Source organism: Enterococcus sp. DIV0213h (assembly GCF_051711285.1).
GTDB classification, from domain to species: Bacteria; Bacillota; Bacilli; order Lactobacillales; family Enterococcaceae; genus Enterococcus_D; species Enterococcus_D casseliflavus.
On record NZ_JBIOMH010000001.1, the window covers coordinates 1,029,310 to 1,051,611 of the forward strand.

Annotated in this window: 22 protein-coding genes; 19 read left to right on the plus strand and 3 right to left on the minus strand. The window is 41.1% G+C overall.

The window, feature by feature from the left end:
• Positions 1–59: 59 nt before the first annotated feature.
• Positions 60–644, minus strand: a complete 585-nt coding sequence (locus IGI77_RS04740) for a polymer-forming cytoskeletal protein (protein ID WP_010747631.1) — start codon at positions 642–644, stop codon at positions 60–62.
• Positions 645–906: 262 nt separating this feature from the next.
• On the opposite strand from IGI77_RS04740, the gene IGI77_RS04745 reads away from it, so the two are divergent.
• The 8 genes from IGI77_RS04745 to IGI77_RS04780 all read left to right on the plus strand — a co-directional run bounded on the left by IGI77_RS04745 (position 907) and on the right by IGI77_RS04780 (position 9,106).
• Positions 907–1,638 carry a GntR family transcriptional regulator gene (locus IGI77_RS04745; RefSeq protein WP_438769591.1) on the plus strand — a complete coding sequence of 244 codons (732 nt, stop codon included), beginning with the start codon at positions 907–909 and terminating at the stop codon, positions 1,636–1,638.
• A 156-nt stretch (positions 1,639–1,794) separates the two neighbouring features.
• The gene (locus IGI77_RS04750; protein ID WP_438769592.1) at positions 1,795–3,207 is read left to right on the plus strand and encodes a glycoside hydrolase family 1 protein; all 1,413 of its coding nucleotides are present in this window, start codon (positions 1,795–1,797) and stop codon (positions 3,205–3,207) included.
• Positions 3,208–3,218: 11 nt separating this feature from the next.
• Positions 3,219–4,529, plus strand: a complete 1,311-nt coding sequence (locus IGI77_RS04755) for a PTS sugar transporter subunit IIC (protein WP_438769593.1) — start codon at positions 3,219–3,221, stop codon at positions 4,527–4,529.
• Positions 4,530–4,870: 341 nt separating this feature from the next.
• Positions 4,871–5,746, plus strand: coding sequence for a hypothetical protein (locus IGI77_RS04760; protein ID WP_128431744.1), 876 nt, complete (start codon positions 4,871–4,873; stop codon positions 5,744–5,746).
• An 11-nt stretch (positions 5,747–5,757) separates the two neighbouring features.
• Positions 5,758–6,984 (plus strand): glutathionylspermidine synthase family protein, encoded by a 1,227-nt coding sequence (locus IGI77_RS04765; RefSeq protein ID WP_438769594.1) that lies wholly within the window; start codon positions 5,758–5,760, stop codon positions 6,982–6,984.
• The gene (locus IGI77_RS04770) at positions 6,981–7,733 is read left to right on the plus strand and encodes a hypothetical protein (protein WP_438769595.1); all 753 of its coding nucleotides are present in this window, start codon (positions 6,981–6,983) and stop codon (positions 7,731–7,733) included. Before IGI77_RS04765 ends, IGI77_RS04770 begins: the two co-directional genes overlap by 4 nt.
• Positions 7,734–7,992: 259 nt before the next feature.
• Complete coding sequence (locus tag IGI77_RS04775) at positions 7,993–8,193, plus strand: cold-shock protein (protein WP_005225331.1); 201 nt, start codon at positions 7,993–7,995, stop codon at positions 8,191–8,193.
• Positions 8,194–8,752: 559 nt separating this feature from the next.
• Positions 8,753–9,106, plus strand: coding sequence for a nuclear transport factor 2 family protein (locus tag IGI77_RS04780; RefSeq protein ID WP_060792883.1), 354 nt, complete (start codon positions 8,753–8,755; stop codon positions 9,104–9,106).
• Positions 9,107–9,557: 451 nt separating this feature from the next.
• On the opposite strand, the gene IGI77_RS04785 is transcribed toward IGI77_RS04780, so the two are convergent.
• Positions 9,558–10,958: a metallophosphoesterase gene (locus IGI77_RS04785; RefSeq protein ID WP_438769596.1), complete on the minus strand. Its 1,401-nt coding sequence runs from the start codon at positions 10,956–10,958 to the stop codon at positions 9,558–9,560.
• Positions 10,959–11,349: 391 nt separating this feature from the next.
• Between IGI77_RS04785 and IGI77_RS04790 the strand changes: the two genes are divergently transcribed.
• Entirely contained in the window at positions 11,350–12,726 is a 1,377-nt protein-coding gene (locus IGI77_RS04790; RefSeq protein WP_034858235.1) for a CHAP domain-containing protein, read from the plus strand.
• A 160-nt stretch (positions 12,727–12,886) separates the two neighbouring features.
• Here IGI77_RS04790 and IGI77_RS04795 read toward each other — a convergent pair whose 3' ends face one another.
• Positions 12,887–15,028 carry a HelD family protein gene (locus IGI77_RS04795; RefSeq protein ID WP_438769597.1) on the minus strand — a complete coding sequence of 714 codons (2,142 nt, stop codon included), beginning with the start codon at positions 15,026–15,028 and terminating at the stop codon, positions 12,887–12,889.
• A 263-nt stretch (positions 15,029–15,291) separates the two neighbouring features.
• Here IGI77_RS04795 and IGI77_RS04800 point away from each other — a divergent pair, with 263 nt between their 5' ends.
• The 10 genes from IGI77_RS04800 to IGI77_RS04845 all read left to right on the plus strand — a co-directional run bounded on the left by IGI77_RS04800 (position 15,292) and on the right by IGI77_RS04845 (position 22,294).
• A complete protein-coding gene (locus IGI77_RS04800) occupies positions 15,292–16,329 on the plus strand; it encodes an NADH:flavin oxidoreductase/NADH oxidase (RefSeq protein ID WP_438769598.1) in 1,038 nt (345 codons plus the stop codon).
• A 153-nt stretch (positions 16,330–16,482) separates the two neighbouring features.
• Positions 16,483–16,800 (plus strand): PadR family transcriptional regulator, encoded by a 318-nt coding sequence (locus IGI77_RS04805; protein WP_008377296.1) that lies wholly within the window; start codon positions 16,483–16,485, stop codon positions 16,798–16,800.
• Between the two features lie 6 nt (positions 16,801–16,806).
• The gene (locus IGI77_RS04810) at positions 16,807–17,640 is read left to right on the plus strand and encodes a hypothetical protein (RefSeq protein ID WP_438769599.1); all 834 of its coding nucleotides are present in this window, start codon (positions 16,807–16,809) and stop codon (positions 17,638–17,640) included.
• A gap of 118 nt (positions 17,641–17,758) precedes the next feature.
• Complete coding sequence (locus IGI77_RS04815; protein ID WP_034858240.1) at positions 17,759–18,703, plus strand: tocopherol cyclase family protein; 945 nt, start codon at positions 17,759–17,761, stop codon at positions 18,701–18,703.
• An 89-nt stretch (positions 18,704–18,792) separates the two neighbouring features.
• Entirely contained in the window at positions 18,793–20,772 is a 1,980-nt protein-coding gene (locus IGI77_RS04820) for a prolyl oligopeptidase family serine peptidase (protein WP_438769600.1), read from the plus strand.
• A 300-nt stretch (positions 20,773–21,072) separates the two neighbouring features.
• Positions 21,073–21,225, plus strand: a complete 153-nt coding sequence (gene rpmG / locus IGI77_RS04825; RefSeq protein WP_005225339.1) for a 50S ribosomal protein L33 — start codon at positions 21,073–21,075, stop codon at positions 21,223–21,225.
• Between the two features lie 16 nt (positions 21,226–21,241).
• Positions 21,242–21,511: a 30S ribosomal protein S14 gene (gene rpsN / locus IGI77_RS04830; protein WP_005225340.1), complete on the plus strand. Its 270-nt coding sequence runs from the start codon at positions 21,242–21,244 to the stop codon at positions 21,509–21,511.
• A gap of 15 nt (positions 21,512–21,526) precedes the next feature.
• Positions 21,527–21,661: a putative metal homeostasis protein gene (locus IGI77_RS04835; protein WP_005237325.1), complete on the plus strand. Its 135-nt coding sequence runs from the start codon at positions 21,527–21,529 to the stop codon at positions 21,659–21,661.
• Positions 21,662–21,690: 29 nt separating this feature from the next.
• Positions 21,691–21,861 carry a 50S ribosomal protein L32 gene (gene rpmF / locus IGI77_RS04840; protein ID WP_005225341.1) on the plus strand — a complete coding sequence of 57 codons (171 nt, stop codon included), beginning with the start codon at positions 21,691–21,693 and terminating at the stop codon, positions 21,859–21,861.
• Positions 21,862–21,898: 37 nt separating this feature from the next.
• Complete coding sequence (locus IGI77_RS04845) at positions 21,899–22,294, plus strand: hypothetical protein (RefSeq protein ID WP_142964261.1); 396 nt, start codon at positions 21,899–21,901, stop codon at positions 22,292–22,294.
• Positions 22,295–22,302 lie beyond the last annotated feature (8 nt).

Sequence of the window (22,302 nt, forward strand, 5' to 3'; positions counted from 1 at the left end):
ACGATCGACTTGCCAACCTCGTTTTTTGTTCATCTATTTCACAGAAATCCAGTGAAAGATTATTCGCTAACTGTTACGTCACCTGTTACAGAAGCGCCATCTTCGTCAAGTGTTGCTGAATCTTGGAATTCTTTTGAAGTGAATGTTACGTTACCTTCAACTTTTGCACCGTTCAATACAAAGCCGTTAGCATTCACTTCAACGTCACCTTTGATTACACCGTGAACGATGTTGAAGTTTTCTGAGTTAACGATCAATTTAGGAACAGTTACTGTGTATTCAGCTGTTACGTTGCGGTCTTCATCTTGTGAGTACAATGCAAATTTACGGTAGATATCAGCAGAGTCGTCACCTTTGTCGTGGAATTCGCCATCAACGGTTACATCGTTATCAAATGTCATGTCGCCAGTTACAGCAACGATCCAGTTACCATCTGCGCTCAATGCTTTTTCGATCACTGAAGTTTGGTCACTGATAGAAGCAGTTGAAACAACGTCATCTGATGATTCAGTTGATGCAGCAGTTGAAGCTGCTGTTGATGATGATGAGCTTGCAGCTGTATCGTTATCTGAACTACATGCAGCTAAAAGAGTGCCTCCCATAAGCAATGATGCAGCGATTAAAGTGATTTTAGTTTTTTTCATGTTTCCTTCTCCTTTGTATTCCCATAGTTTTCTTAAAAACAAAATGATTATACCATACCGAGGTGAAGTTTGTGAAACAAAAAACATAAATGAGGAGAAATTTAATAAATAGCAGCCTAGGATTAAAAAAATTTCAAATTCACAGATGGGAGAGGTAGGAAAATTTCTGTAGGTTAAAAAAATCGTAGGTGGTTTAATGACAAAGATTAATGCTAAAATTTGAAGGAAGCTATAATCTGAAAAAAAAGGGGGGGAAAAAAGAATGAGTAAAGCTGAGTTTATTGTGGAGGATTTATTAAGCAAAATCTATCAAAAGAAGAGCAAACCCTCCCAAAAAATTCTTTCAGAAAGAAATCTCGCGGAAAAATATGAAGTATCGCGAAATACTGTTAGAAAAGCGTTAAAAAAATTGATCGATATAGGTGTTTTGGAAGCTGTCCCTAAAAAAGGTTATCTAATCAAGAAGACAAAAGTAAACCCAAGCTTGATCTACAGCTCGGTAACTGAAAAAAAGTCGAATCAAATAGAATCAAAAGTCCTTTTATTAAAAGAACGAAAAATGACAAAAAGAGAAGCGAATATCTTTGATGCCCAATTGATTGGGTCTGTTTGGGAATTGAAGCGTCTACGCATTCTTGATCAAAAGGTAACGGAGATCCAAGAGTCGATTTTTCCTAAAAAAGTATTTCCTTATTTTGATGAAGAGATGGGGAAAGGTTCGATTCAGAAACTATTGATTGATGCTGGTTATTATATCTCTCATAGTTTGACGAGTTTTGAAGCTGTAAATCTCTCGGAGCAAGATGCGCAAGTCTTTCATCTTAAAAAAAATAGTGCTGCAATGAAAGTCACCAGCCGAACGATTACTACTGAGGGACTGATCGTTGAGTTAACTTCAAGAATTGCTGTAGATTATAAAGGGACTTTCCGTTTGCCATTTAATAAAGAAACCTTCGATTTTCGACATCAACAAGATAAACTTCATGATTTTTGATTTTTCTGGTACTTTTTATAGATGGATTTCTATCTTTAAAAGGTACCAGATTTTTTGTGAAACCTTTTTAAATCAAAAATTGTAAGCCTTTTTATAAAATTGTGCTTTTCTTTTTCTATGATAAATTTTAGCTATCAAGAAAGAGGAGTGATAGTTATGAGCAAAGGATTTCCCGACAAGTTTTTATTTGGCGGAGCCATTGCAGCAAACCAAGCGGAAGGAGCCTACCAAGAGGGGCTCAAGGGATTGGGGATCTGCGACATTTTACCGGTGGGGAAAGATCGATTACTGACGATTGATCCTCAGTTAAAAAAAGATCACTATTATCCTTCCCACAAGGCAATCGATTTTTATCATCATGTTGAAGAAGACATTGCTTTGTTAAAAGAAATGGGTCTACAATGCTTTCGTTTTTCGATCAACTGGGCGCGACTTTTTCCACGTGGCGATGAGAAAGAGGCGAATCAAGAAGGAATAGACTTTTACCATCGCTTGATTGATGGACTACTAGCTGCCAAGATCGAACCAATCGTGACCATCTCTCATTATGAAACACCATTATTCTTGGCGACAGAATACGGTGGCTGGAAAAATCGGCAACTGATTTCTTTTTTTCTCAATTATTGTGAGGTGATTTTTTCAGAATATGGTAAAAAGGTCACTTATTGGATGAGCTTTAATGAAATCAATAATATTGTAAAAATCCCGTGGTTTGCGGGCGCTTTAAGAACGGAGGAAGACGAAAATCCTGCACAAGCGCAATATCAAGCAGCTCATCATATGTTCGTTGCCCATTCTTTAGCAAACAAATCATTGAAGAAGATAAATCCTAAAGCAAAAATGGGCTGTATGCTTTCACTTAGTGGGGTGTACCCTGATACGCCCAATCCGAAAGATATATTTGGTAGTTATGAGTTTCGCAGAAAATCTTTGTTTTTTTCAGACGTGATGATCCGAGGTGCCTATCCAGCATATTCTAAACGATTATTTGAAGAGTTATCTATCGATCTTGAAATAGAAAAAGGCGATTTAGAAACGATTCAATCCTATACGAGTGATTATTTAGCATTCAGTTACTATTTAACGACAGTCTACTCTCATGATTTAAAGATGAAGACGGGAACTGGCGGTCCACAAGGGAAAAAAAATCCCTATTTAGAAACTTCGCCTTGGGGCTGGCAAATTGATCCTTTGGGATTGCGGTATGTTTGTAATGAATTGTATGATCGCTATCAAATTCCTTTAATGATTGCTGAAAATGGCCTCGGTATGGAAGATCACATAGACGCTAATGGCAAGATTATCGACAAAGAACGCCAAAACTATTTAAGAGATCATTTGCTTGCCTTATCTGAAGCCATCCATGATGGCTGTGAAATCCTTGCTTATACGTGGTGGGGGATCATAGATATTGTAAGTGCAGGCACAGGAGAAATGAATAAAAGATACGGTTTTATCCACGTAGATGTTGATAATGAAGGGAACGGAACATTTGAGCGTCGCAAGAAAGACAGCTTTGCGTATTACAAAAAAATAATCGAACAAAATAAAAATCTAGCTGATATGTAGGAGGGGAAATTATGTCTTTTTTTGATTCTTTTGCGAATAAAATCGGCCACACTGCCGAAGCGATCAATCAGAATAAATATCTTTACAGTATTAAAACAGCCTTTACCGTTTATATGCCATTTATTATTGTTGGCTCGTTCGCAACTTTATTTAACACCATTCTTTGTTCTGAAGAAGTCGGTTTGGCGCAATTTGCAGCTTTTTCTTTTTTAAGCGCTATCGGTCCAGCTTTTACAGCAATCAATTATGCAACTATGTCGACGATGAGTATTGCCATTGCCTTTTTGATTGGGAAAATTATTGGGCAAAGAAATGGGGTGGATGAAAACTATAGTGCGTTAGTAGCAGTCGTTTCATTTTTGACGATCGTGCCACAAACGATCGTAACAGTGGTGGAAGGAATGGAGGACATTTTAACCAGTGGTATTGCAACAACAAGTATCAATGCACAAGGTTTGTTTGTAGCGATGCTGATTGCTACTCTTTCAGTAGAACTTTTTTCTTGGTTAATGAAAAAAGAAAAATTGAAAATCCGAATGCCAGAAAGTGTACCAAGCGGAATTGCTCGGTCTTTTAATTCTTTGATACCAGTACTACTCGTTCTTTTAGTATTTTCAATTATCAGTACCGTTATTTTCAATTGGACGGGCAATTATTTAAGTGACATTATCTATAATACATTGCAAGTACCGATGCAAAAAGTGATGCAAAACGGTCCTGTTGGAATCATTTTATTGGCTTTTGCTTCAGCCATTTTTTGGGTCTTTGGTCTGCATGGCAATATGGTGATCATGCCTATCTTAAGTCCATTGGCGTTAGCAGGTCTTGCAGACAATATTGCGCAAGTTCAAGCAGGAGAAGCTGCTACAAATCCATTGACCATGACATTCTTTCGAGTATATGTGGTAATGGGTGGGGCTGGAGTGACGATTGCCTTGATTCTCTCTTTACTGGTTTTTTCAAAAAGAGAAGATCAAAAACTCATTTCAAAACTAGCTTTGATTCCTGGGATTTTCGGTATCAATGAACCGCTAGTCTATGGATTACCGATCGTTATGAATCCAATTTTTGCGATTCCATTTATCCTTTCGCAATTGATGGCTACCGTTGTTGCTTACATTGCTACAGTGACCCAGATTATTCCAGCAGCTAGTGTGGAAGTGCCGTTTGGATTGCCCTTATTTGTCAATGCGTTTGTAGGTTATCAAAGTTTTGCGGCCATTTTGGTTCAAGTAGTTATTTTGGTGCTAGCCTTTTTGATCTATACACCATTTGTTTTAGCTTCGAACCGTATCGGAGGTAGCGAAACGGGCAACAAATAAGCAGATTTTTTCCTATAAAAAACAAACACACGTCCAGTCATGTGAGCGGAAGCTTCTTTCCGCTATCGGCTGTGCGTGTGTTTTTTGTGCTACATGCGCTTTCGATCAGTCAACTGCTTGAACTTAGGTATAATGTCTTTTCTTTTATCTGCTTGTAATAGTGAATGAAACTATCTGGCTTCTTACCTTCAAATGAGAACAGTTCGCTAATCACTGTTTCATTCTCTGAAATAAGCTGGAAAATGCAAGAAGAGCGGTATGTTCCCTACCATTTGATTATTTTCTTCGGTAAAATGAAGAATAATGATTCATTTGCAGAATATTTTGACAAGAAGGAGGGGTTGGTTTCGTTTTACTTACAAATCTTTTTGTTTGCAGTACTGATGATCTTAGGCTTTTTCTATCACCACCTGTCTTACTCCGTACCAGAATTGATCCTATTTCTCTTGTGTATTTTTATCAGCATACGGTTTCTTCGAAGCTGGTATTTGAGCATTTATCGCAACGCTCGTTTTTTTAAACATTATGGCCGATTCCTTTACTTGTCAAGCCTGCCTTTGCTAGTGACGCTACTGTATCTCTTGATTTTACTGAATGCTGCATCTTGGGATGTTAAAGGAATTTATATTTATTTTTATATTTTCATGGGAATTACTTGGCTGGCTTTAGGCTTAAATGGTGTTTTGCTGGCAGTCGAGTTCTCCTACAGAGATGATGCATTACTAGGCGAAAATAAAGGCGCAGTTGCAGTGCTTGCCGGTGCTCTTGTAGGTATCGGCGTAATTTTTGCTGGCGGCAATATTGGTGATGGACCGGGATGGTGGACGATCGTTCTTGCTAGTGGAATTGGGACGGTGCTATGGCTGTTACTGCTTCATCTTTTTGACACAAGTACGCAAGTCATCACGAAAATTGTCAGAGAACGTACTTGGCCTAGCGGCATACATCTCGGCAGTTATTTGGCAGCTTCTGGACTGATCTTTGCACGAGCATCTGGAGGGGATTGGGTCTCAGCAGTCGCTACCGTGACCGACTTTTCAACTGCTTGGCCAGTTTTACCATTGTTTTTAATAGCCTTGTGTTTTGAATATTTCTGTTTTCAAAAAGCACATGCGAAAAACAATGTGCAAAGATTTGCCTTGATCGCCAAGCTCGTCGGCGCTCTCTATTTGCTGTACAGTGTGGCTGTCATATCGCTGCTTCCATCCATTTTTTAGGAGATGATTTTATGCTATCGACGAAAAAACAAATCAAGCTAATAAAAATACCAGATAAACAGTATACCTCTTATCGGCAACAGGTGATTTTTCAAGGGTATAAATGGGATCCGCAAGTCTATGACAGCAATACGGTCAGTGAATATGCCGTAGTTTTGAATGAAGAGACGGAGCAAGAACTGGCGGCCTTGTCAGAAGAACTGGCCGCTGAAACAACAGCAATCGAAGCGCAGCTGTTGGCAGACCGTTCATTGATCAATGCACTGAAGCTGCCAAGAAGAATCAGAAACCAGCTCAAAAAACATCGGAACTATGATTCATCACGGCACATCCGCTTGATGCGGTTTGACTTTCATCCCACGACTGAAGGATGGCAAATTTCAGAAGTAAACAGTGATGTCCCCGGTGGTTTTGCGGAAAGTTCGATTTTGCCAGAGCTCGCTAAGAGATATTTAACAGGTGTACAGGAAAGCCAAAAAGTGTCAGAGCATCTGTTGCTGGCGTTTAAAAAAAGGATATCGTTAGGGGCAAGAATCGCTTTTGTGCATGCGACTTCTTACGCGGATGATCGGCAAGTGATGCAATTTATGGGGGATCATTTCCAGCATAACGGATACCAAGCTGTCTACTTGGCACCCGATCGGTTAAGCTTTCGTGAGGGAGTTGCCTATGAAAAGGATAATCAGACAAACATTCAAGGAATCGTCCGTTTCTTTCCTTTAGAATGGATGCTGTGCCTGCCATTTCGTACGCAGTGGCAAGGTTTTTATCAAACGAGTACGGTATCATGCAATCATCCTTTTGCGATTTTGACCCAGTCCAAACGTTTGCCGCTGCTTTTTCAACATTTGGGGCAGCCAACCTTATGGAACAAGCTTTTGCCGGAGACAAAAGCTGTGGAGGCTCTTGATTATGAAGATAGCGACTATTTGTATAAGCCAGTTTTTGGTCGAGTTGGGGAGTCGATTACAATTCGTGAACGTACGTCGGAAAATGAGTTTAAAAAAATCCGTCGTGATGCATTGCGTTTTAAAAAGGAATGGATCGTTCAAAAGCGGTTTGACAGTCAACCGATTTTAACAGAAGACGGGCGAGCGTTTCATTTGTGTTTAGGCGTTTTTGTAATTGATGGCAAGTTCGCTGGGATCTATGGTCGTATCAGTTCCTATGCTCGAATCGATGAAAAAGCGCAAGATCTTCCAGTACTGATTCATCGGAAAAAGGAGGGGGAAATGTGAGAAAAAATCATGACGCCGCCCAATATCTTTACCAAAGATGGACGGCTGAGCGATTGCTATGGACACGTTGGACAAAACCGGTGGTATTTATGGGGATCACTGATGAACAGCCGGGCGCTTTTTCTCAACTAAAAAAAGCGCCTTGGGCCAAGTACCGCAGACGACGAGCAGTGATCGTTGATCTGCCGGGAGAAAAAAGTGTCGAGGCAGGGCTGACAGCCGCATTATCGGGTTATTGCCCTGTATTGCTGTTTAATGGGGTCAATGGCGGCAGTTCCTCCATCGTTCCGATGAGAAACCTTGTTCAGTCAGTTGTCGATGGCGCATATGCTTTTGATAAAAACCGCATAGCAGATGATGCCAATCCAGTATTTTTATTGGATGGCAATCGTTTAACGAAAATCAAACGGAAATCAGGCAAGTTTGATAATCGCTGGTGCGTTGTTCCGCAAGATTTTCCTTCCGCAAATCTACTTTTAGAGCATGGTATCCGCGAGATCCTTGTTCAGACGGACAAAATGCGCCGTGATTTAGAATATGTGCTGTATCAATTCCAAAAAGCTGGTATTACTATCATGTTTTGTAATCACCGTGGCGGGATCAGTACCGTAAAAATCAGCAATCCTCAGCGCTGGAAGCTGTTCTACCGCTTTTTCGTTTTACTGGGTTTCAACCGAAATGCTGCTGGCGGTTTTGGTATGTCGATCCCTGAAATCAGTTCAGGTGGTGAAAAGTATCGAGTAGGATAATCCAATAATAGATTGTAAAGCCTTGGAGGCAAGAGAAAACGGCAACTGAATCATAAGGTTTCTTAACAATTTACCTTTTTATCAAGAAAAAAAGCCAACTTTATTTGCTATTTTATTTTAACCATGCTATGATGAATAGGTAAAGTTCTGATATGTTAATACTTGTTTATCTTTTCTATTGATACACACTTCAATTACACATCATTTTCTATTACAAACAAATAAACACAGTCGATGTGTAATATGGAGGTATACGTTTATGAATAACGGTACAGTAAAATGGTTTAATGCAGATAAAGGTTTTGGATTTATTACAGGTGAAGACGGCAATGATGTATTTGCTCACTTCTCAGCTATCCAAGGCGACGGCTTCAAAACTTTAGAAGAAGGTCAAGCAGTGACTTTCGACGTTGAAGAAGGCCAACGTGGCTTACAAGCAACAAACATCGTTAAAGGTTAATTGACGTTAACAAGCGAGAATCCATTGGGTTCTCGCTTTTTTTTGTTTTATTTTATATAAATATTGAAATGGATCGGGTGTTGATGATCTGCTACAAGAGAATAGTTGCAGGTTTTGAGGACCTGACATGGTAAATAGTACATCTTTGATTTCACTATTCAACTAGCCCTAAGCGTCGCGGTATACTTACCCATGATTTCTCATTCGATGATAAGCGTATAAAAAGAAAGAGGGGTTGTATACCTTATTCAATAAATTAATAAAGTGGTTGAATAGGTTTAGTAGCGTTGCTACCATTAAAAGCAATGATTACTAGTGATTCAAATGGCATGACTCACGTGAATGGAATAAAGAAACAGGTAAAGCGGAACATGCTACGATTCAATATATGGTACCCCGTACTTATACAAGAGTAATCGATGTGAAAGATCGATATTTCTTATTCGTTTCATCGATATTGTCTTGAATGAATTGTAAAAGTAGAATATATTGGTACAAATTAGCTGCTTTTTTTATTGGAGATGGGAACAAAGATGATTACATTTCGAGGGGGATTTATATGAAGCCAAAAGAAATACTTTGCCAATGGGTTGATGCGTTTAATCAGGCAGATGTAGAATGTATTTCAGAATTATATGATGAGAATGCAATCAACCACCAGGTTGCTAATGAGCCAGTTGTTGGGAAACAAGCGATCAAGCAGATGTTTGAGCAAGATTTTTCTAACGCAAAAATGGTTTGTATCGTTGAAAACATTTTCGAAGATGGACAATGGGCAATTTTAGAGTGGCGTGACCCCTTAGGTTTGAGAGGTTGCGGTTTTTTTCAAATAGTAAATGATAAAATTTTATTTCAAAGAGGCTACTGGGATAAATTATCTTTCTTAAAACAGCACGACTTGCCTATTGAATAAAAGGAATTCCCTTATAGGAATGGTTAGCAGATATGCATGACAGGAAGGTTGATCGCTTCACGTAGAATTCTTAAAGGAGCAACACTGTTTGAAAACAATACCTTTTGTTTTAAGTAATGATTAAGAATAAGTTAGTTTACTTCCGTCGGCGCCTAGTTGCGTGGTATAGTTATTGATAAGCGACAAATATTTTTGTACCACACGTTACTTGTTTTGAAGAAATTTATTCAAACCTGGCGTAACTTCAGAGTTACAAGGATACAATAGAGGTTAGGGATTGTATCGTTTAAATGAGAAATAAATAATAGTAGTAATAGTATGCTGCACTTTCAAAGAATAAATATTGACTCGTCAGATAGCCTTCTCGTTTACCCAAACGAGAGGGCTATCGTTCATTAGAAAAGAAAAAGTGTCTTTTTCCTAAAAGAAAGGAAGAAGACACTTTTTAGCTTTATTCTGTTGTGAGGGGGATCGTCAGCTTGCGATCATCGGTTTGATCGTCCAGCATTGAATCGACATATTGCTTCAAAAAGTAAGAATAGGTCGCTAACCACTGATACTCCTCGGAGTCTTTGATAGCAGCTTTTTCTTCGGCTGAGTAAGTATCATTGCCAGTAAAAAGGGCAGTGTTCAACTTCGTGACAAACGTGCAAAGTTTTGTCATCTGGGCATCTGACAGTTCAGACACTGCGGACAATTGGTCACGGACCAGTTGGTCGGTGTCTTTTTCAAAAATACTTTTCTGGTAGTTTTGATAGTTCAGCAACTGTTCATCAGTTTGCTTCGTTTCAGCCGCCCAAGCATCGAGATCAATCTGCCGAGCTTCATAGTTGATTTCCTTGTCAGAAAGAGAAAGGACGCCGTAGCCTAATTCTGCCGTTGAATAAGACCCAGTGACTGCTTCATAAAGCGAATCATTCCCTTCGTTAATGTCTTGGATGTGGATATGACCAGAGAAAACGGCTGGCACGTTGAAGCGTTCCAACAAAGCGACAGTCTCAGAGGCGTTGTCGAGAACATAACCGTCTTGTAAGAGTTCATTATGACCAAACAAGTTATGGTGCAAAAAGACCAGTGGTACTTGCTCCGCTTCTTTCGTCAGGGTTAATTGCTCCTCCAACCAAGTTAGAGTAGCCGGTTTTAACTCACCATTCGTAGTAGGATCATCCCAATTAACCTCAGAATCGTAGATACATGAATCGAGCAAAAAGAGACGATACTTGTCGTTTAACTGAATGCTGTAGCTAAGGGAAGACTTGTCGATACTGTTGGCTTTTTCGTAACCTTCAGCAAAAATCGTTTGAAAATCCTCAGGACTGATTTGATCTGCGTAGTATTCCTTTTCACCTTTAAATGCTCGCGCCCAACCATTGTAAATCTCGTGGTTGCCAGGTAATGCTAAAACCATAATGTCAGCTTCTTGCAATGGTTCAAGCAATCTTGCCAACTCTTGGGCACTTGCTTTCTCGCCATTGAGCGTCATATCACCGGTCAAAATAATTCCTGTGGGTTTCTCTTTTAAGGCTTGAGCGGTGAAGGCCTCGATCGATTGTTCTTGATACGTCATCTCTTTGCCAGCAGCTCCCTTTGTGAAGGTCTGAAAGGCTGCGCCGTTATCATGGAGCGTGGAGGAAAGAAAATGAATATCACTTAAGAGCCAAAACTCACTGTTGCTCGCCTGTTGCAATGGAGTATCGGCTTCATGCACCTTACGAAATTGAAAGAATAACAGGAAACAGGTGACAAAAAGTGTAAGTAGTGCCAATGGCCAAAACCATTTTTTGTGTGTACGAATCGCGATTCCCTCCTCGCTTGTTTTATTTATTATAGAAAGGAATAGGGATCTTGTCACATAAATGGTCTTTTTTTGAATGATTTCTTGTTTTCATAGTTTTTTTTATTAAAATAATTGTGATCAAGTTATAATCCTTGAATAATTAGCCTTAATTTTGATAAAGATAACATGAATTGATTTTATTTTTGATGATGAAAATGAAAAGAAAACGCGGTAATTTATTCAGAAACGTTGATTTAACGGTCTTTAATTGTTTTGTTATTTATCGTTGAGATAAAGGGAGTGTTAGATTGAAACATTTTTGTAACATTTCCTTTATCTGTGTGTCATATCATTATGGTAGAATTCATTTGTCGTTAAATCGAACATTAAACTTTCTTAGACAAAATTAAGTTTTTATAAAGGCAGTTCATCTGTCAAATCAACCAGCTAGTCGGAGGAAAAACGAGTGAAGAATAGTTTGTTATCAGCATTAATGGTGTGTTCACTAACATTAACAGCAGTTGCAGCACCTGCATTAGCATTTGCAGATTCCATTGATGATCAAATCGAGCAGCAAGACCAAAAAATCAATTCTCTTAAAGGTCAGCAAGCTGACGCCCAATCACAAATCGATTCTCTAGAAGCAGAAATTGAAACAGTGAGTGCAAAAGTTGCTTCATTAGAAGCGAAACAAGTTGAGTTAGGTCAAGAAGCTGAGAAATTGCAAGACAAAATCGCAACATTGAAATTGCGTATTGCCAAACGTGAAGAAGCAATCCAAAAGCAAGCCCGTGATGTGCAAGTTAACGGTCAAAGCACCAATTTCATTGATGCTGTTTTAGAAGCAGATTCTTTAACGGATGTTATCGGTCGCGTACAAGCGATGACAACGATCGTCAATGCAAACAATGATTTAGTTGAACAACAAAAACAAGACAAACAAGATGTTGAAGACAAAGTCAAAGAAAACGAAAGCAAAATCCAAGAAGTTGCTGCGAACCAAGCAGAACTTAGCCAACAAAGAGATGCCATCGCAGCAAAACAAGCTGACTTAAATGTCTTGAAAGCAAACTTAGCAGCAGAACAAGCGACTGCTGAAAAAGACAAAGATGCATTGAATAAGAAAAAACAAGAAGCGGAAGCTGAAAAAGCACGTATCTTGAAAGAACAACAAGAAGCTGCTGCTGCTCAAAAAGCAGAAGAAGAAAGACAAGCTGCTGCTTTGAAAGAAGCACAACAAGAAGCTGCTGCTCAATCAACTGAAAGCACGACAGAGAATACAACAGCTTCTACTGAAACAGCAACAAGTAGTTCTTCAAGCAACACAAGCTCAAGCAATACCAGCAGTTCTAACAGCTCAAGTTCATCGAACGCAGGCTCTTCAAACACTGGTTCAAGCAATTCAAGCTCAAGTAACTCAGACTCAAACTCTTCATCAAATAATAATTCTACCGGAAGTATTTCTACTGGCGGCGGAAAAGATCATTCAAGCTCAGGTAACATGTATGCTTGGGGTCAATGTACTTGGTATGTGAAAAGTGTTGCACCATGGGTAGGTACTTACTGGGGTAACGGAGCACAATGGGGTGCGTCAGCTGCAGCTGATGGGTACACTGTCAATGGTACACCAGCAGCCGGTGCCGTTGTAGTCTTTGCCGCTGGTCAATCAGTTGGTGGCGAATGGACTGCTGATCCAGTTTATGGACACGTTGCTTATGTTGAATCATACAACCCATCAAACAATACCATCACAATCTCTCAAGGCGGAATGGGCTTTGACAGTCCTGGTGGACCAAATAGAGCTACGATGAACGCATCTGGATATACTTACATCCATCGTTAATCAATTCAAAAGCAAAGCATCAACGCAATCGCGTTGATGCTTTTTTATTTGATCGATAGCTTTCTAAATCAGTCAGATAAGAGAACTACTCAGAGAGGCAAGACAGGGTTCTCTCAAATCTCATCAAGATTCTATAGAAAATAGGAGGTTTCTCGATCTACTAGCAAGGAGGGAGAAACGGCGAAAAGGTTCCTTTTGAAGTTACCACCAGTTCTTCCATTGCACGAGAAATCGCCGTGTAGAGAATCCGCCGGTCTTGATCGGTATGATAATTTTCTTCTGAGACATCATGTAAGAGGACCTGCTTAAATTCCAATCCTTTGGCAAGATGAATCGGTAAAACCGTTCCATGAAATGACACGGCCTGTTTATCGAAGAACTGTTTGAGCGCCTCACTGGATCGACTATCTTTGGTGATGATCGTTACTGGTTGCTTAAGTTCTTTTACTATGTCTACTAACGCAACGTCAGGCAGATTGGCATAAAACTGTGGCAACTTTCCTTCTGGTCGAACGGCAGAGATGTTTAAATTGGTTTCTTTTGGTAGCATTTGGGCAAATAACCGCGTGATTGCACCGCTAGAACGATAACTCGTAGTCAGCTGATACGTTTCGAGGAATTTCGCCTGTTGTTGAAATAACGTTTGGATTTCTGATACGGTGATGGCACTTGTAAAGATCGCCTGTTGCTGATCCCCCACGAGGGTAAAAGCGGTCATAGGAAAAAGACATAATAGAAACTGAATTTGTGCTGGCGTATAATCTTGGACTTCATCGATAAACAGATAGCGTAACGCAGGGACAGGTTGTTTTTCGGCGAGCAAATGACGAATCAGCAATAGACAAACGGTATAATCCAAACTATTTGTTGTTTGCGTCAAAGTGATCTGTCCGTGAGTAAAATAGTCGGCACTGTCTGCTAACAATCGTTTTGTATCAAACCAAGTAAGGTCGTTGATTTGTTTGGAAACCGTTGCGTATTTTTTCTTCAGGAGGCGAATGGCTGCTTTCTGAATTGTTTTTTCTGAATCATCCTTTAAAACTGTCCCTAATAGGGAGCGCTGTTCGTCTTCAGTCAAAGAACGAACTTGGTCGTGAACATTTGCTGCTAAGGCATTTTTTTGCAGTCGTTCCTCCCAAGCGTAAGCCAATTTCTTTTTGACTGCTTGGATGCGATCGCGCAAGGATGCCTGTTTCGGTGTCTCTTGGAAGAAAGTGTCGATCGTTTCTTCAGAAAAAAGGACGACGTTTTTTCTTTTGATTGGTTTAAACTGAAGCACAAGTTCTTCTGGCAGCTGTTTGCTCAAGGATTGAAGAAAGCGGCTGAAGTCCGCACTGCGCAAAAGGTCGATTGCTTCATTGGGTGTTTGCTGGATGCGGTCAAAATACGCCTCTTCCGATTCTAAGTCAACGCTAGGAAATGCTTGGCAAAACTGGCGCATGGTCAGCGTCAATGGATTTTTTTCACCGAGGGAAGGCAGCACTTGCGAAATATAATCAATAAACCGAGAGTTCGGGGAGAGGATCAAGACATTCTCTGCGGTCATCTCTTCACGAAAATGGTACAGCAAAAAGGCGATCCGTTGCATGACAGCAGACGTTTTTCCGCTTCCAGCAACACCGTTGACCAATAGGTTTTTATGCGCTAAGTCACGGATGATGACGTTTTGTTCGTGTTGGATCGAAGCAGTGATATCTTGCATTTTTTGACTATTATTGGCTTCAAGGGCTGCCAGTAACACTTCATCTTGAATCGCGACTGAGGTATCAAAGGCTTGCTTCATGTGATCTTTTTCGATAATAAATTGTCGGCGATGTTCAAGAGCAGCAGAAATCGTCTGATTGTTCACTTGATAAGAGACCGGGCCCAAGCGTTTGGCATAGAACAATTCGGCAATAGGGGAGCGCCAATCATAGATCAGCCCTTCCTTATTTTCATTAACAAAACCATTGATCCCAATGTAAAAATCTTCTATCATTTCCTCATCTTCAAATTGTAGGGAGATTTTACCAAAGTAGGGACTATCCAGTAGACGGTCGATGGTAGCTAATTCACATTCAGCAGATTGAAGAGCGGCGTTCATTTGGTCGATCTCACGGTTCTTACTTTCGATGGCAGCAAAAGTATCTAAACGGTCAGCAAAATTATCAAAGTTTAAGCGAATCTCTTCGCCGATGCTTTGCATCGCAAGGCGATCTTTTTTTCTGCCTTCAGTCAAGAAACTGCTCAGCATTGTCTTTCGCGTCAGCAATTGCTGGTACGTGTCTGCGAGATGCTTCTTTTCAGCCTTTAGGTCGTTCATTCAGACTCACATCCATTCTCCAAAGTATCTCAATTATACGAGCATCCACCAAAAATACTAGTCTATTTTTTTGACTCTGGATGCGGTATAATAATAGTGGGAAGAGGCAGCTGATTGTTCCAATGTCATGGGAGCAAGCAGAATGCGTCTATTTTTTTGTTTTAAAAATGAGAAAAAGGGTCATTGCTTGTGTTTTTGAAGGGGCTGTTTATACTGAATATAGAGAAAAATACAAAGCGAAAAATCGTTGAGGGAGTGTCAGCATGTCCAAATTATTGTCACCAGTGAAGCTAGCGAATTTAGCATTGGCCAACCGCGTCGTTATGTCGCCGATGTGTATGTATGAAGTAAAAAAAGAAGACGGTGTTGCGGAGCCTTTTCATTTTGTTCACTACGGGGCACGAGCATTAAGCAAAGTCGGCTTGATCATTATTGAAGCGACTGCCGTTGAACCAGACGGACGAATCACAAACAATGATCTAGGGTTATGGAATGAAGAGCAGCAAACAGAGCTGACGAAATTGGTGGAACTGCTGCATGGGTTCGATGCGCAAGTAGGCATCCAACTAAGCCATGCAGGACGAAAAGCAGTTGATGCCACCAATCCTTTGGCACCAAGTGCCGTTGCCTTTAACGAGCGCTACCCATTACCGTCAGAAATGACCCTGTCGGAGATCAAACGGGTGCAAGATAGTTTTGTTCAGGCTGCCCAACGAGCAGCCAAAGCGGGTGTCACGATGATCGAACTTCATGGGGCTCATGGCTACTTGATGGATCAATTTCTTTCGCCTCTCGTCAATCAACGAACCGACCTGTATGGTGGTTCCTTAGAGAATCGGTATCGCTTTGTAAAAGAAACGGTACAAGCAGTTCGAGCAGTCTTTTCTGGGTCCTTGTGGATGCGCTTGTCACTGACAGACTATGAAGAACCAGGACGCCAAAATTCGTTGGAAGATTGGCAGCAAGTGGCCCAATGGCTTCAAGCAGATGGCATTGATTGTCTTGACTGTTCCACAGGCGGTGTGGTGGATAAAAAGCCTAATATTCCGATCTATGATGGCTATCAAGTGCCCTTTGCTGCAGCTATCAAGCAAGTGGTCGATATTCCCGTAGCAGCAGTCGGTTTATTGGATAATCCTGATCTTTGCGAATATCTTTTGCAAACCAATCAAGTGGAGTTGGTTTTACAAGGCCGCGCATTGATCAGAAATGTCAACTGGTTGGCAGATGCAGCGGCGAAACTTCACGATAAGTCCTTTCAAGCGTACAATGATTCCTATCAACGCGGGGTGAAGCGTTGAATCATCTGATAAAAAAATCTCCTAGAAGAAAAATCTTCTTAGGAGATTTTTTTATTCTACTAGTATGCTTTACAAACTAGTGACAAACACGTATACTGGGTACAACACTAGTTTGTATAACAAACTAGATAAAGGAACCAAAGGAGGGAAATCGTGAAAGAGACGCAATTGCTAAAAGGGGTTTTGGAAGGGTGTGTTTTGCAAGTGATTGCTCAAAAAGAGATTTATGGTTATGAACTGGTACAGGAACTGAAGCAAAGAGGCTTTGAAACGATCGTTGGCGGCACGATCTATCCTTTGCTGCAGAAGTTGGAAAAACAAGAACTTATTACCTCTGAGATGAAAAAATCACCTGAAGGACCTGATCGCAAGTATTTCTCGATCACCCCGAAAGGCATAGACTATTTGGCACAATTTAGAGAACAATGGACGAACCTAATGAAGAAAGTCGAAGGATTATTTAAGGAGTGAGGAAACATGGCAAATAAACAAGAGACGACCTATTGGCGAGAGCAAACCAATCTGATCGAGCAACAATTCAATGAGAAAAATCGCCAATTTTTTGATGATTTTCGAAGCTACCTCTTACTTTCCAGCCTTTTTTACGATGAGCATAAAGTCACAGAGCAGGTATACGCGATTGCAATGGATTTATTAGAAGCACAAACTCATGGAGAAGAGGCGCAACACTATTTTGGCAATGATCCGAAAGGGGTGGCAGATGAACTGTTGGCAAACACGCCAAAGAGCAATCTCAAAGAGCGTCTCAAATTGGCATATCTAGCGGTTGGTATCAGTTGGGGGATCAAGTTTATAGCTGATTTTACAAATCAAGGACCACTGGTTCTTAACCTGCTGGATTATCTTTTAACAGGATTGATAACTGTGGTAGCGGTCATCGGGATTTTTGCGATCATCAGCAAAACCATCTATCAAAAGAAGGGCACAAGCAAGGTGATTCGTTTTGGCTCCCTTTGGCTCGTTGTGAGTGGCTGGATTGGTCTTTCACTGTTGATCAATCTGCTGACCCCAAACTGGTGGCTCCTGACGATCGCATTTCCTTTTGATGTAGTATTGGTTGGCAGTTTGCTGGTAGCGGCGATCGTTTTTGTTGTATCACGCAAAGAAAAAGCTTTTTATCCGATCGTTTTTCTACTGGGGGTATTTGTGTTGCTTGGTTGCCTGCAAAAAGCCATGGCATTTTATCACAATGGGGATCCATCGTGGATGACCGGCGGACTTTTGACACTGCTCGTTGTAGGGTTTCTTATTTTTCTCTGGTGGACCCGTCGAGTGATGAAAAAGCAATAAGCAAAGCCAGAAACAAGTGTGTTGCTTGTTTCTGGCTTTTTTACATGGACAAAAGCATTATCCTGAGGAATCTTTCTGCTTCATGCTACACTTAAAAAAGAAACGGAGGGAAATCAAGATGTTGACAACAGATCGGTTCTTTCACGGCCACGACAAGCAGACCGCTTTTTTTGAAGGCTGGTACCATAAGCACCAAATTGGTGAAGAAGTCTATGCTTTTATTCCAGGTCTTTCGATTCAAGAAGACGGTACCAAAGAAGTGTTCATTCAAGTGATCAATCATGAGGGCGCGCATTACTTCTCCTTTCCAGAAACTGATTTTCAGGTTTCAGAAGAGGAGCGAAAAGTAACGATTGGTGACAATATCTTTAGTGAAGCAGGCATTCAAGTTTCTTTAAAAAATAACGATCTCCAAGTACAAGGAGCAGTAAAATATAACGACCACAAACCGATTCAGCGGACACGTTATGCGCCGAGTATCATGGGGCCTTTTTCGTATCTGTCATTTATGGAGTGCTACCACGGTGTCTTGAGCATGAGTCATACCTTAGAAGGTACGCTGTACTGGAACGAAGAACCAATCGATTTTACGAACGGGATCGGTTATTTGGAAAAAGACTGGGGTACCTCCTTTCCAGCAGCTTATATTTGGGTTCAGTGCAATAGCTTTGATGCGCCAGATGTACGGTTCTTTTTCTCCGCAGCCGACATTCCCTTTGCTGGTTTTGCTTTTTTGGGAACGATTTGTGTTCTGCAAGTCGGCAGCCAAGAATATCGTTTTGCTACTTATCATGGTGCAAAGATTCATGATGTCAAACGTACGGAAGACCGTTTAGTGATCCATCTCAAACAAAAACAGTGGCTGCTGACGATCGAAGTGTTGACGAAAGAAGGCCATTCGTTGTTAGCACCTTCTATTGGGCAAATGAATCGGATCATTCGCGAAAGCGCCAGTACGGAAATTGCCTTGACCCTTTTAGAAAATGGGCAGGAGATCTTGCGGCAGACAGGGACGTCGGCTGGTTTTGAAGAAGTAGCGAATCTGCGAGGATTTCACTATTAAAAAAGGCGGGAAAAAAGCAGAAAAATTCGTTTCTTTTGATATACTAGTAGATAGTTACTGCGAAAACACGTATCTTTGGAGGGAAACGGATGGAAAAAATAACGAATGAGACACTGTTTGAACTGAAAACGATTGCGCAGCCTGCAGTGGGGCAAAATCAGGTTTTTTACTTGGAAACGGCAGTCAACCAAGAGACTAATACGTATGATTCAGCGATTTATAGTATTGACCCAAAGACCAACGAACGGCGTGAGTGGGGCACCGAAGCGACGACCCACAACAACCTAAAGGTCTCGCCAGATGAGCAAAGGCTCAGTTTTGTGACGACCGATCCAAAGAAAGGTGAAAGTACGTTATGGACGATGCCAGTGTCCGGAGGCAAGCCCCAAGCACTTGTCACTGAGAAGGGTCTGGGGGACTATTTTTGGAAGCAAGACGCAACGGCGGTCTATTATAAGCTGGCACAAGAAGAGCCGGTCTCAGAGAATCAAGACGACACAGAAAAGACGGACAAGCAAAAGGAATTTCCAGAAGTAAAAGCTACTACGAAAGTCAATTATTTGGCGGATGGCGTCGGATTTTTAAAAGAAAAAAAACATTCGATCGTCAAAAAAACGATCGCGACACAAGAAACGGAACTGATTTTTGAGCATGATTCTCCCTTTGTTTTTTCTGGCATCGCGGATGATCAGAAGACGTTGTTCCTCACCTTTGACAAAGAGGAAGAAGATGAATGGGACTATGGCTCGAAGGTTTGTCTCCTTGATAGCCAGACGAAAAAGACAGAAAGTTTAGAAAACATCCTGCCAGAAGGAACCTACACTTTTGCTGCTGCGCGCAATGATCAGCTGTTACTATTAGGCAATGATCTCTCTTACGGATTTGTGACCTTGGATGATTTGTTTTTGATCGACTTAAAAACGAAAGCAGTCAAAAATCTTTCCAAGGAGTTAGATGTTGCCTTTGGCAATGCGATCATCAGTGATTTTCAACAAAAAAATCGTGGCGTAGCGATCACCTGGTTGACGGATGACACATTCCTTGTACCCGTAACAGAACATGGCAAGCTACAATTGTACCGTGCCACGACCCAAGGAGAATGGACCAAACTCCTTGATGAAAAAATGGATATCCTCGATGCGGCGATCTATTCAGAAGCCAAACTTGCTGTTGCTTATGCGACGCCAACGATCCCTAGTCGCTTAGCGTTGATTGACTTAACAAGTGGCGAAGTAACCGATCTCTATGATCCTAACCAAGCAGTTATGTCACAATTAACGATCAGTAAACCTGAAGCGTTTTGGTACGAAGGAGCAGATGGCTGGCAAATTCAAGGCTGGTATTTGCCTCCGACCGAAACAAAGGAGAATCATCCAGCGATTTTGTACATTCATGGCGGTCCGCAGGTCTGTTATGGGGAAACATTTTTCCATGAGATGCAAGTCCATGCCGCTAATGGCTATGGGGTCATCTTGTTGAACCCTCGTGGCGGGCAAGGATACGGTCAAACATTTGTCAAATCGATTTTAGGTGATTATGGCAATAAAGATTATCAAGACTTGCTGTTAGGGGTGGATGCCGTGGTGGCAAACCATCCAGAAATCGATACGAACACCATCCATGTGGCTGGCGGCAGTTATGGTGGCTTTATGACCAACTGGATCGTTGGCCATACCGATCGTTTTTGTGCGGCCGTTACGCAACGCTCAATCTCAAATTGGATCAGCTTTTATGGGACGAGTGACATTGGACCTGCCTTTGTCAAATTCCAATTGTTGCGGGAACTTGATCAGACCGAAGGACTTTGGAAGATGTCGCCTTTGGCCTATGCCAGCCAAGTCAAGACACCCACGCTAGTCCTCCATGGGGAAAATGATTTGCGATGTCCGCAAGAACAAGGACAGCAGTTTTACATGGCATTGCAACGTCAAGGCGTCGATACGAAGCTGATGCTGTTTCCTCAATCCTCTCATGGTTTATCACGCAATGGCTTGCCGAACTTGCGGATAGAACGCTTGCAGGCGATTAGTGAATGGCTTGAGTCACATGAGAACCAATCAGTAAATTAACCGAATGAAATCACCTGACAAAGAATCACGACTTGGGCTGCTTGAAAAGCCCAACCAGTGATTTCTTAAAGATCAGGTGATTTTTTTGCGCGATCAAAAGCTATAGGTTCCTGATATCTTGCCGCCAATGACAGCGACGGTTGAAAACAAATTCATATGACGTTTTCTTCACGTGTTAAATAACAAAAAGAAGAAATAGTTTTGCTTGCTTCCTGTGTTTTAGTGTGATATGATACAAAACGTAATCGTTACACTTTGAGCGTTCTTTTGGTGTGACGCAAGAGAAAGGAGCTGGTTATTATGAGAAACAATATTATTTTGGCATGTGTGGAGACAGGGGAAAGACTTTATTTGACCAATAAGAACCAGCGCAATACGCCGGAACGTTTAGAATTAAAAAAATATTCACCAAAGTTGCGGCGCAGAGCGATTTTTCGTGAAATCAAGAAATAGGAAGGAAAATAACTGAATGGCAAAAAAATCAAAAATTGCAAAATACAACAAACAAGTACAACTGATCGAACAATACCGAGCAGTACGTCAAGAACTAAAAGCACAAGGAGATACCCAAGCATTGGCCAAACTACCGAAGGATTCGAATCCGACGCGTTTGAAGAAACGGGATATGATCGATGGTCGTCCACGCGGCTACATGAATAAATTCGGCATGTCACGGATCAATTTCCGTAAGCATGCACATCTCGGAGAAATTCCCGGCGTTACAAAAGCAAGCTGGTAACAGAAAGGAGTCAATATGGAAAAAACGGACTTGTCTAGTGCGTATCGACGTTTAAAGAGCCCGAACATCAAAACAAGGAAACGCGCATTAAAGATCATTCATGAATTTAAGCGAAATAAACGAAAAAATGCATTGCAGCTGCGTGCATAATGAGAAAGTGAAAGAAAGTTGGAAATGACATGGCAGTACCTGCAAGAAAAACATCAAAAGCAAAAAAGAATAAGCGCCGGACCCACTATGGCGTCAAAGCACCAGCGATTTCGTTTGATGGGACAACAGGAACCTTCAAGCGCAGCCACCATGTATCATTAGCAGAATATAAAGCGCAGCACCCAATCGAAAAGAATTAACGGCGTCTTATGACGCCTTCCAGAAAGCAGGGGGAAAATGGAGATCATCTATCCGTCATTGATTGAAGAAGCCTATCGTCACAGTAAAAAATTTCATCCAGAGATCACCAAAGAGGCAATCTATCGCCATTTTTACGAAGCAGGTTTGATCAAAGAAAACGGCGATCCGACGGAAAAAGCCTTGTCAGAAGGGGTCGTTAAAGATTATACTGAGGACTGGGATCTTACCTTTGAAGAATTTTTGATGATCTACCCCGTGTTTCGTTCCTTTGACTCAAAGCATTTCAAGAAGATCGAGCATTTTTGGGAAATGGATTTGACTTTGCAAGAACAAATCCTTGCCCAATGGGAGCAAGAAACCTTCACAGAGGAAGAGATCATCGACCTAACTGCTTTTTTTGAAGAGCGATTACCTTCTAAAAAGCAACAGTGAATGAACCG

Excerpts from the sequence above, each read along its gene's own strand:
- rpmF (WP_005225341.1), top strand. The coding sequence starts at position 21,691 with ATGGCAGTACCTGCAAGAAAAACATCAAAAGCAAAAAAGAATAAGCGC.
- rpmG (WP_005225339.1), top strand. The coding sequence starts at position 21,073 with ATGAGAAACAATATTATTTTGGCATGTGTGGAGACAGGGGAAAGACTT.
- IGI77_RS04845 (WP_142964261.1), top strand. The coding sequence starts at position 21,899 with ATGGAGATCATCTATCCGTCATTGATTGAAGAAGCCTATCGTCACAGT.
- IGI77_RS04810 (WP_438769599.1), top strand. The coding sequence starts at position 16,807 with ATGGCAAATAAACAAGAGACGACCTATTGGCGAGAGCAAACCAATCTG.
- IGI77_RS04765 (WP_438769594.1), top strand. The coding sequence starts at position 5,758 with ATGCTATCGACGAAAAAACAAATCAAGCTAATAAAAATACCAGATAAA.
- IGI77_RS04755 (WP_438769593.1), top strand. The coding sequence starts at position 3,219 with ATGTCTTTTTTTGATTCTTTTGCGAATAAAATCGGCCACACTGCCGAA.
- IGI77_RS04800 (WP_438769598.1), top strand. The coding sequence starts at position 15,292 with ATGTCCAAATTATTGTCACCAGTGAAGCTAGCGAATTTAGCATTGGCC.
- IGI77_RS04775 (WP_005225331.1), top strand. The coding sequence starts at position 7,993 with ATGAATAACGGTACAGTAAAATGGTTTAATGCAGATAAAGGTTTTGGA.
- IGI77_RS04815 (WP_034858240.1), top strand. The coding sequence starts at position 17,759 with ATGTTGACAACAGATCGGTTCTTTCACGGCCACGACAAGCAGACCGCT.
- IGI77_RS04835 (WP_005237325.1), top strand. The coding sequence starts at position 21,527 with ATGGAAAAAACGGACTTGTCTAGTGCGTATCGACGTTTAAAGAGCCCG.
- IGI77_RS04820 (WP_438769600.1), top strand. The coding sequence starts at position 18,793 with ATGGAAAAAATAACGAATGAGACACTGTTTGAACTGAAAACGATTGCG.
- IGI77_RS04780 (WP_060792883.1), top strand. The coding sequence starts at position 8,753 with ATGAAGCCAAAAGAAATACTTTGCCAATGGGTTGATGCGTTTAATCAG.
- rpsN (WP_005225340.1), top strand. The coding sequence starts at position 21,242 with ATGGCAAAAAAATCAAAAATTGCAAAATACAACAAACAAGTACAACTG.
- IGI77_RS04745 (WP_438769591.1), top strand. The coding sequence starts at position 907 with ATGAGTAAAGCTGAGTTTATTGTGGAGGATTTATTAAGCAAAATCTAT.
- IGI77_RS04795 (WP_438769597.1), bottom strand. The coding sequence starts at position 15,028 with ATGAACGACCTAAAGGCTGAAAAGAAGCATCTCGCAGACACGTACCAG.
- IGI77_RS04750 (WP_438769592.1), top strand. The coding sequence starts at position 1,795 with ATGAGCAAAGGATTTCCCGACAAGTTTTTATTTGGCGGAGCCATTGCA.
- IGI77_RS04740 (WP_010747631.1), bottom strand. The coding sequence starts at position 644 with ATGAAAAAAACTAAAATCACTTTAATCGCTGCATCATTGCTTATGGGA.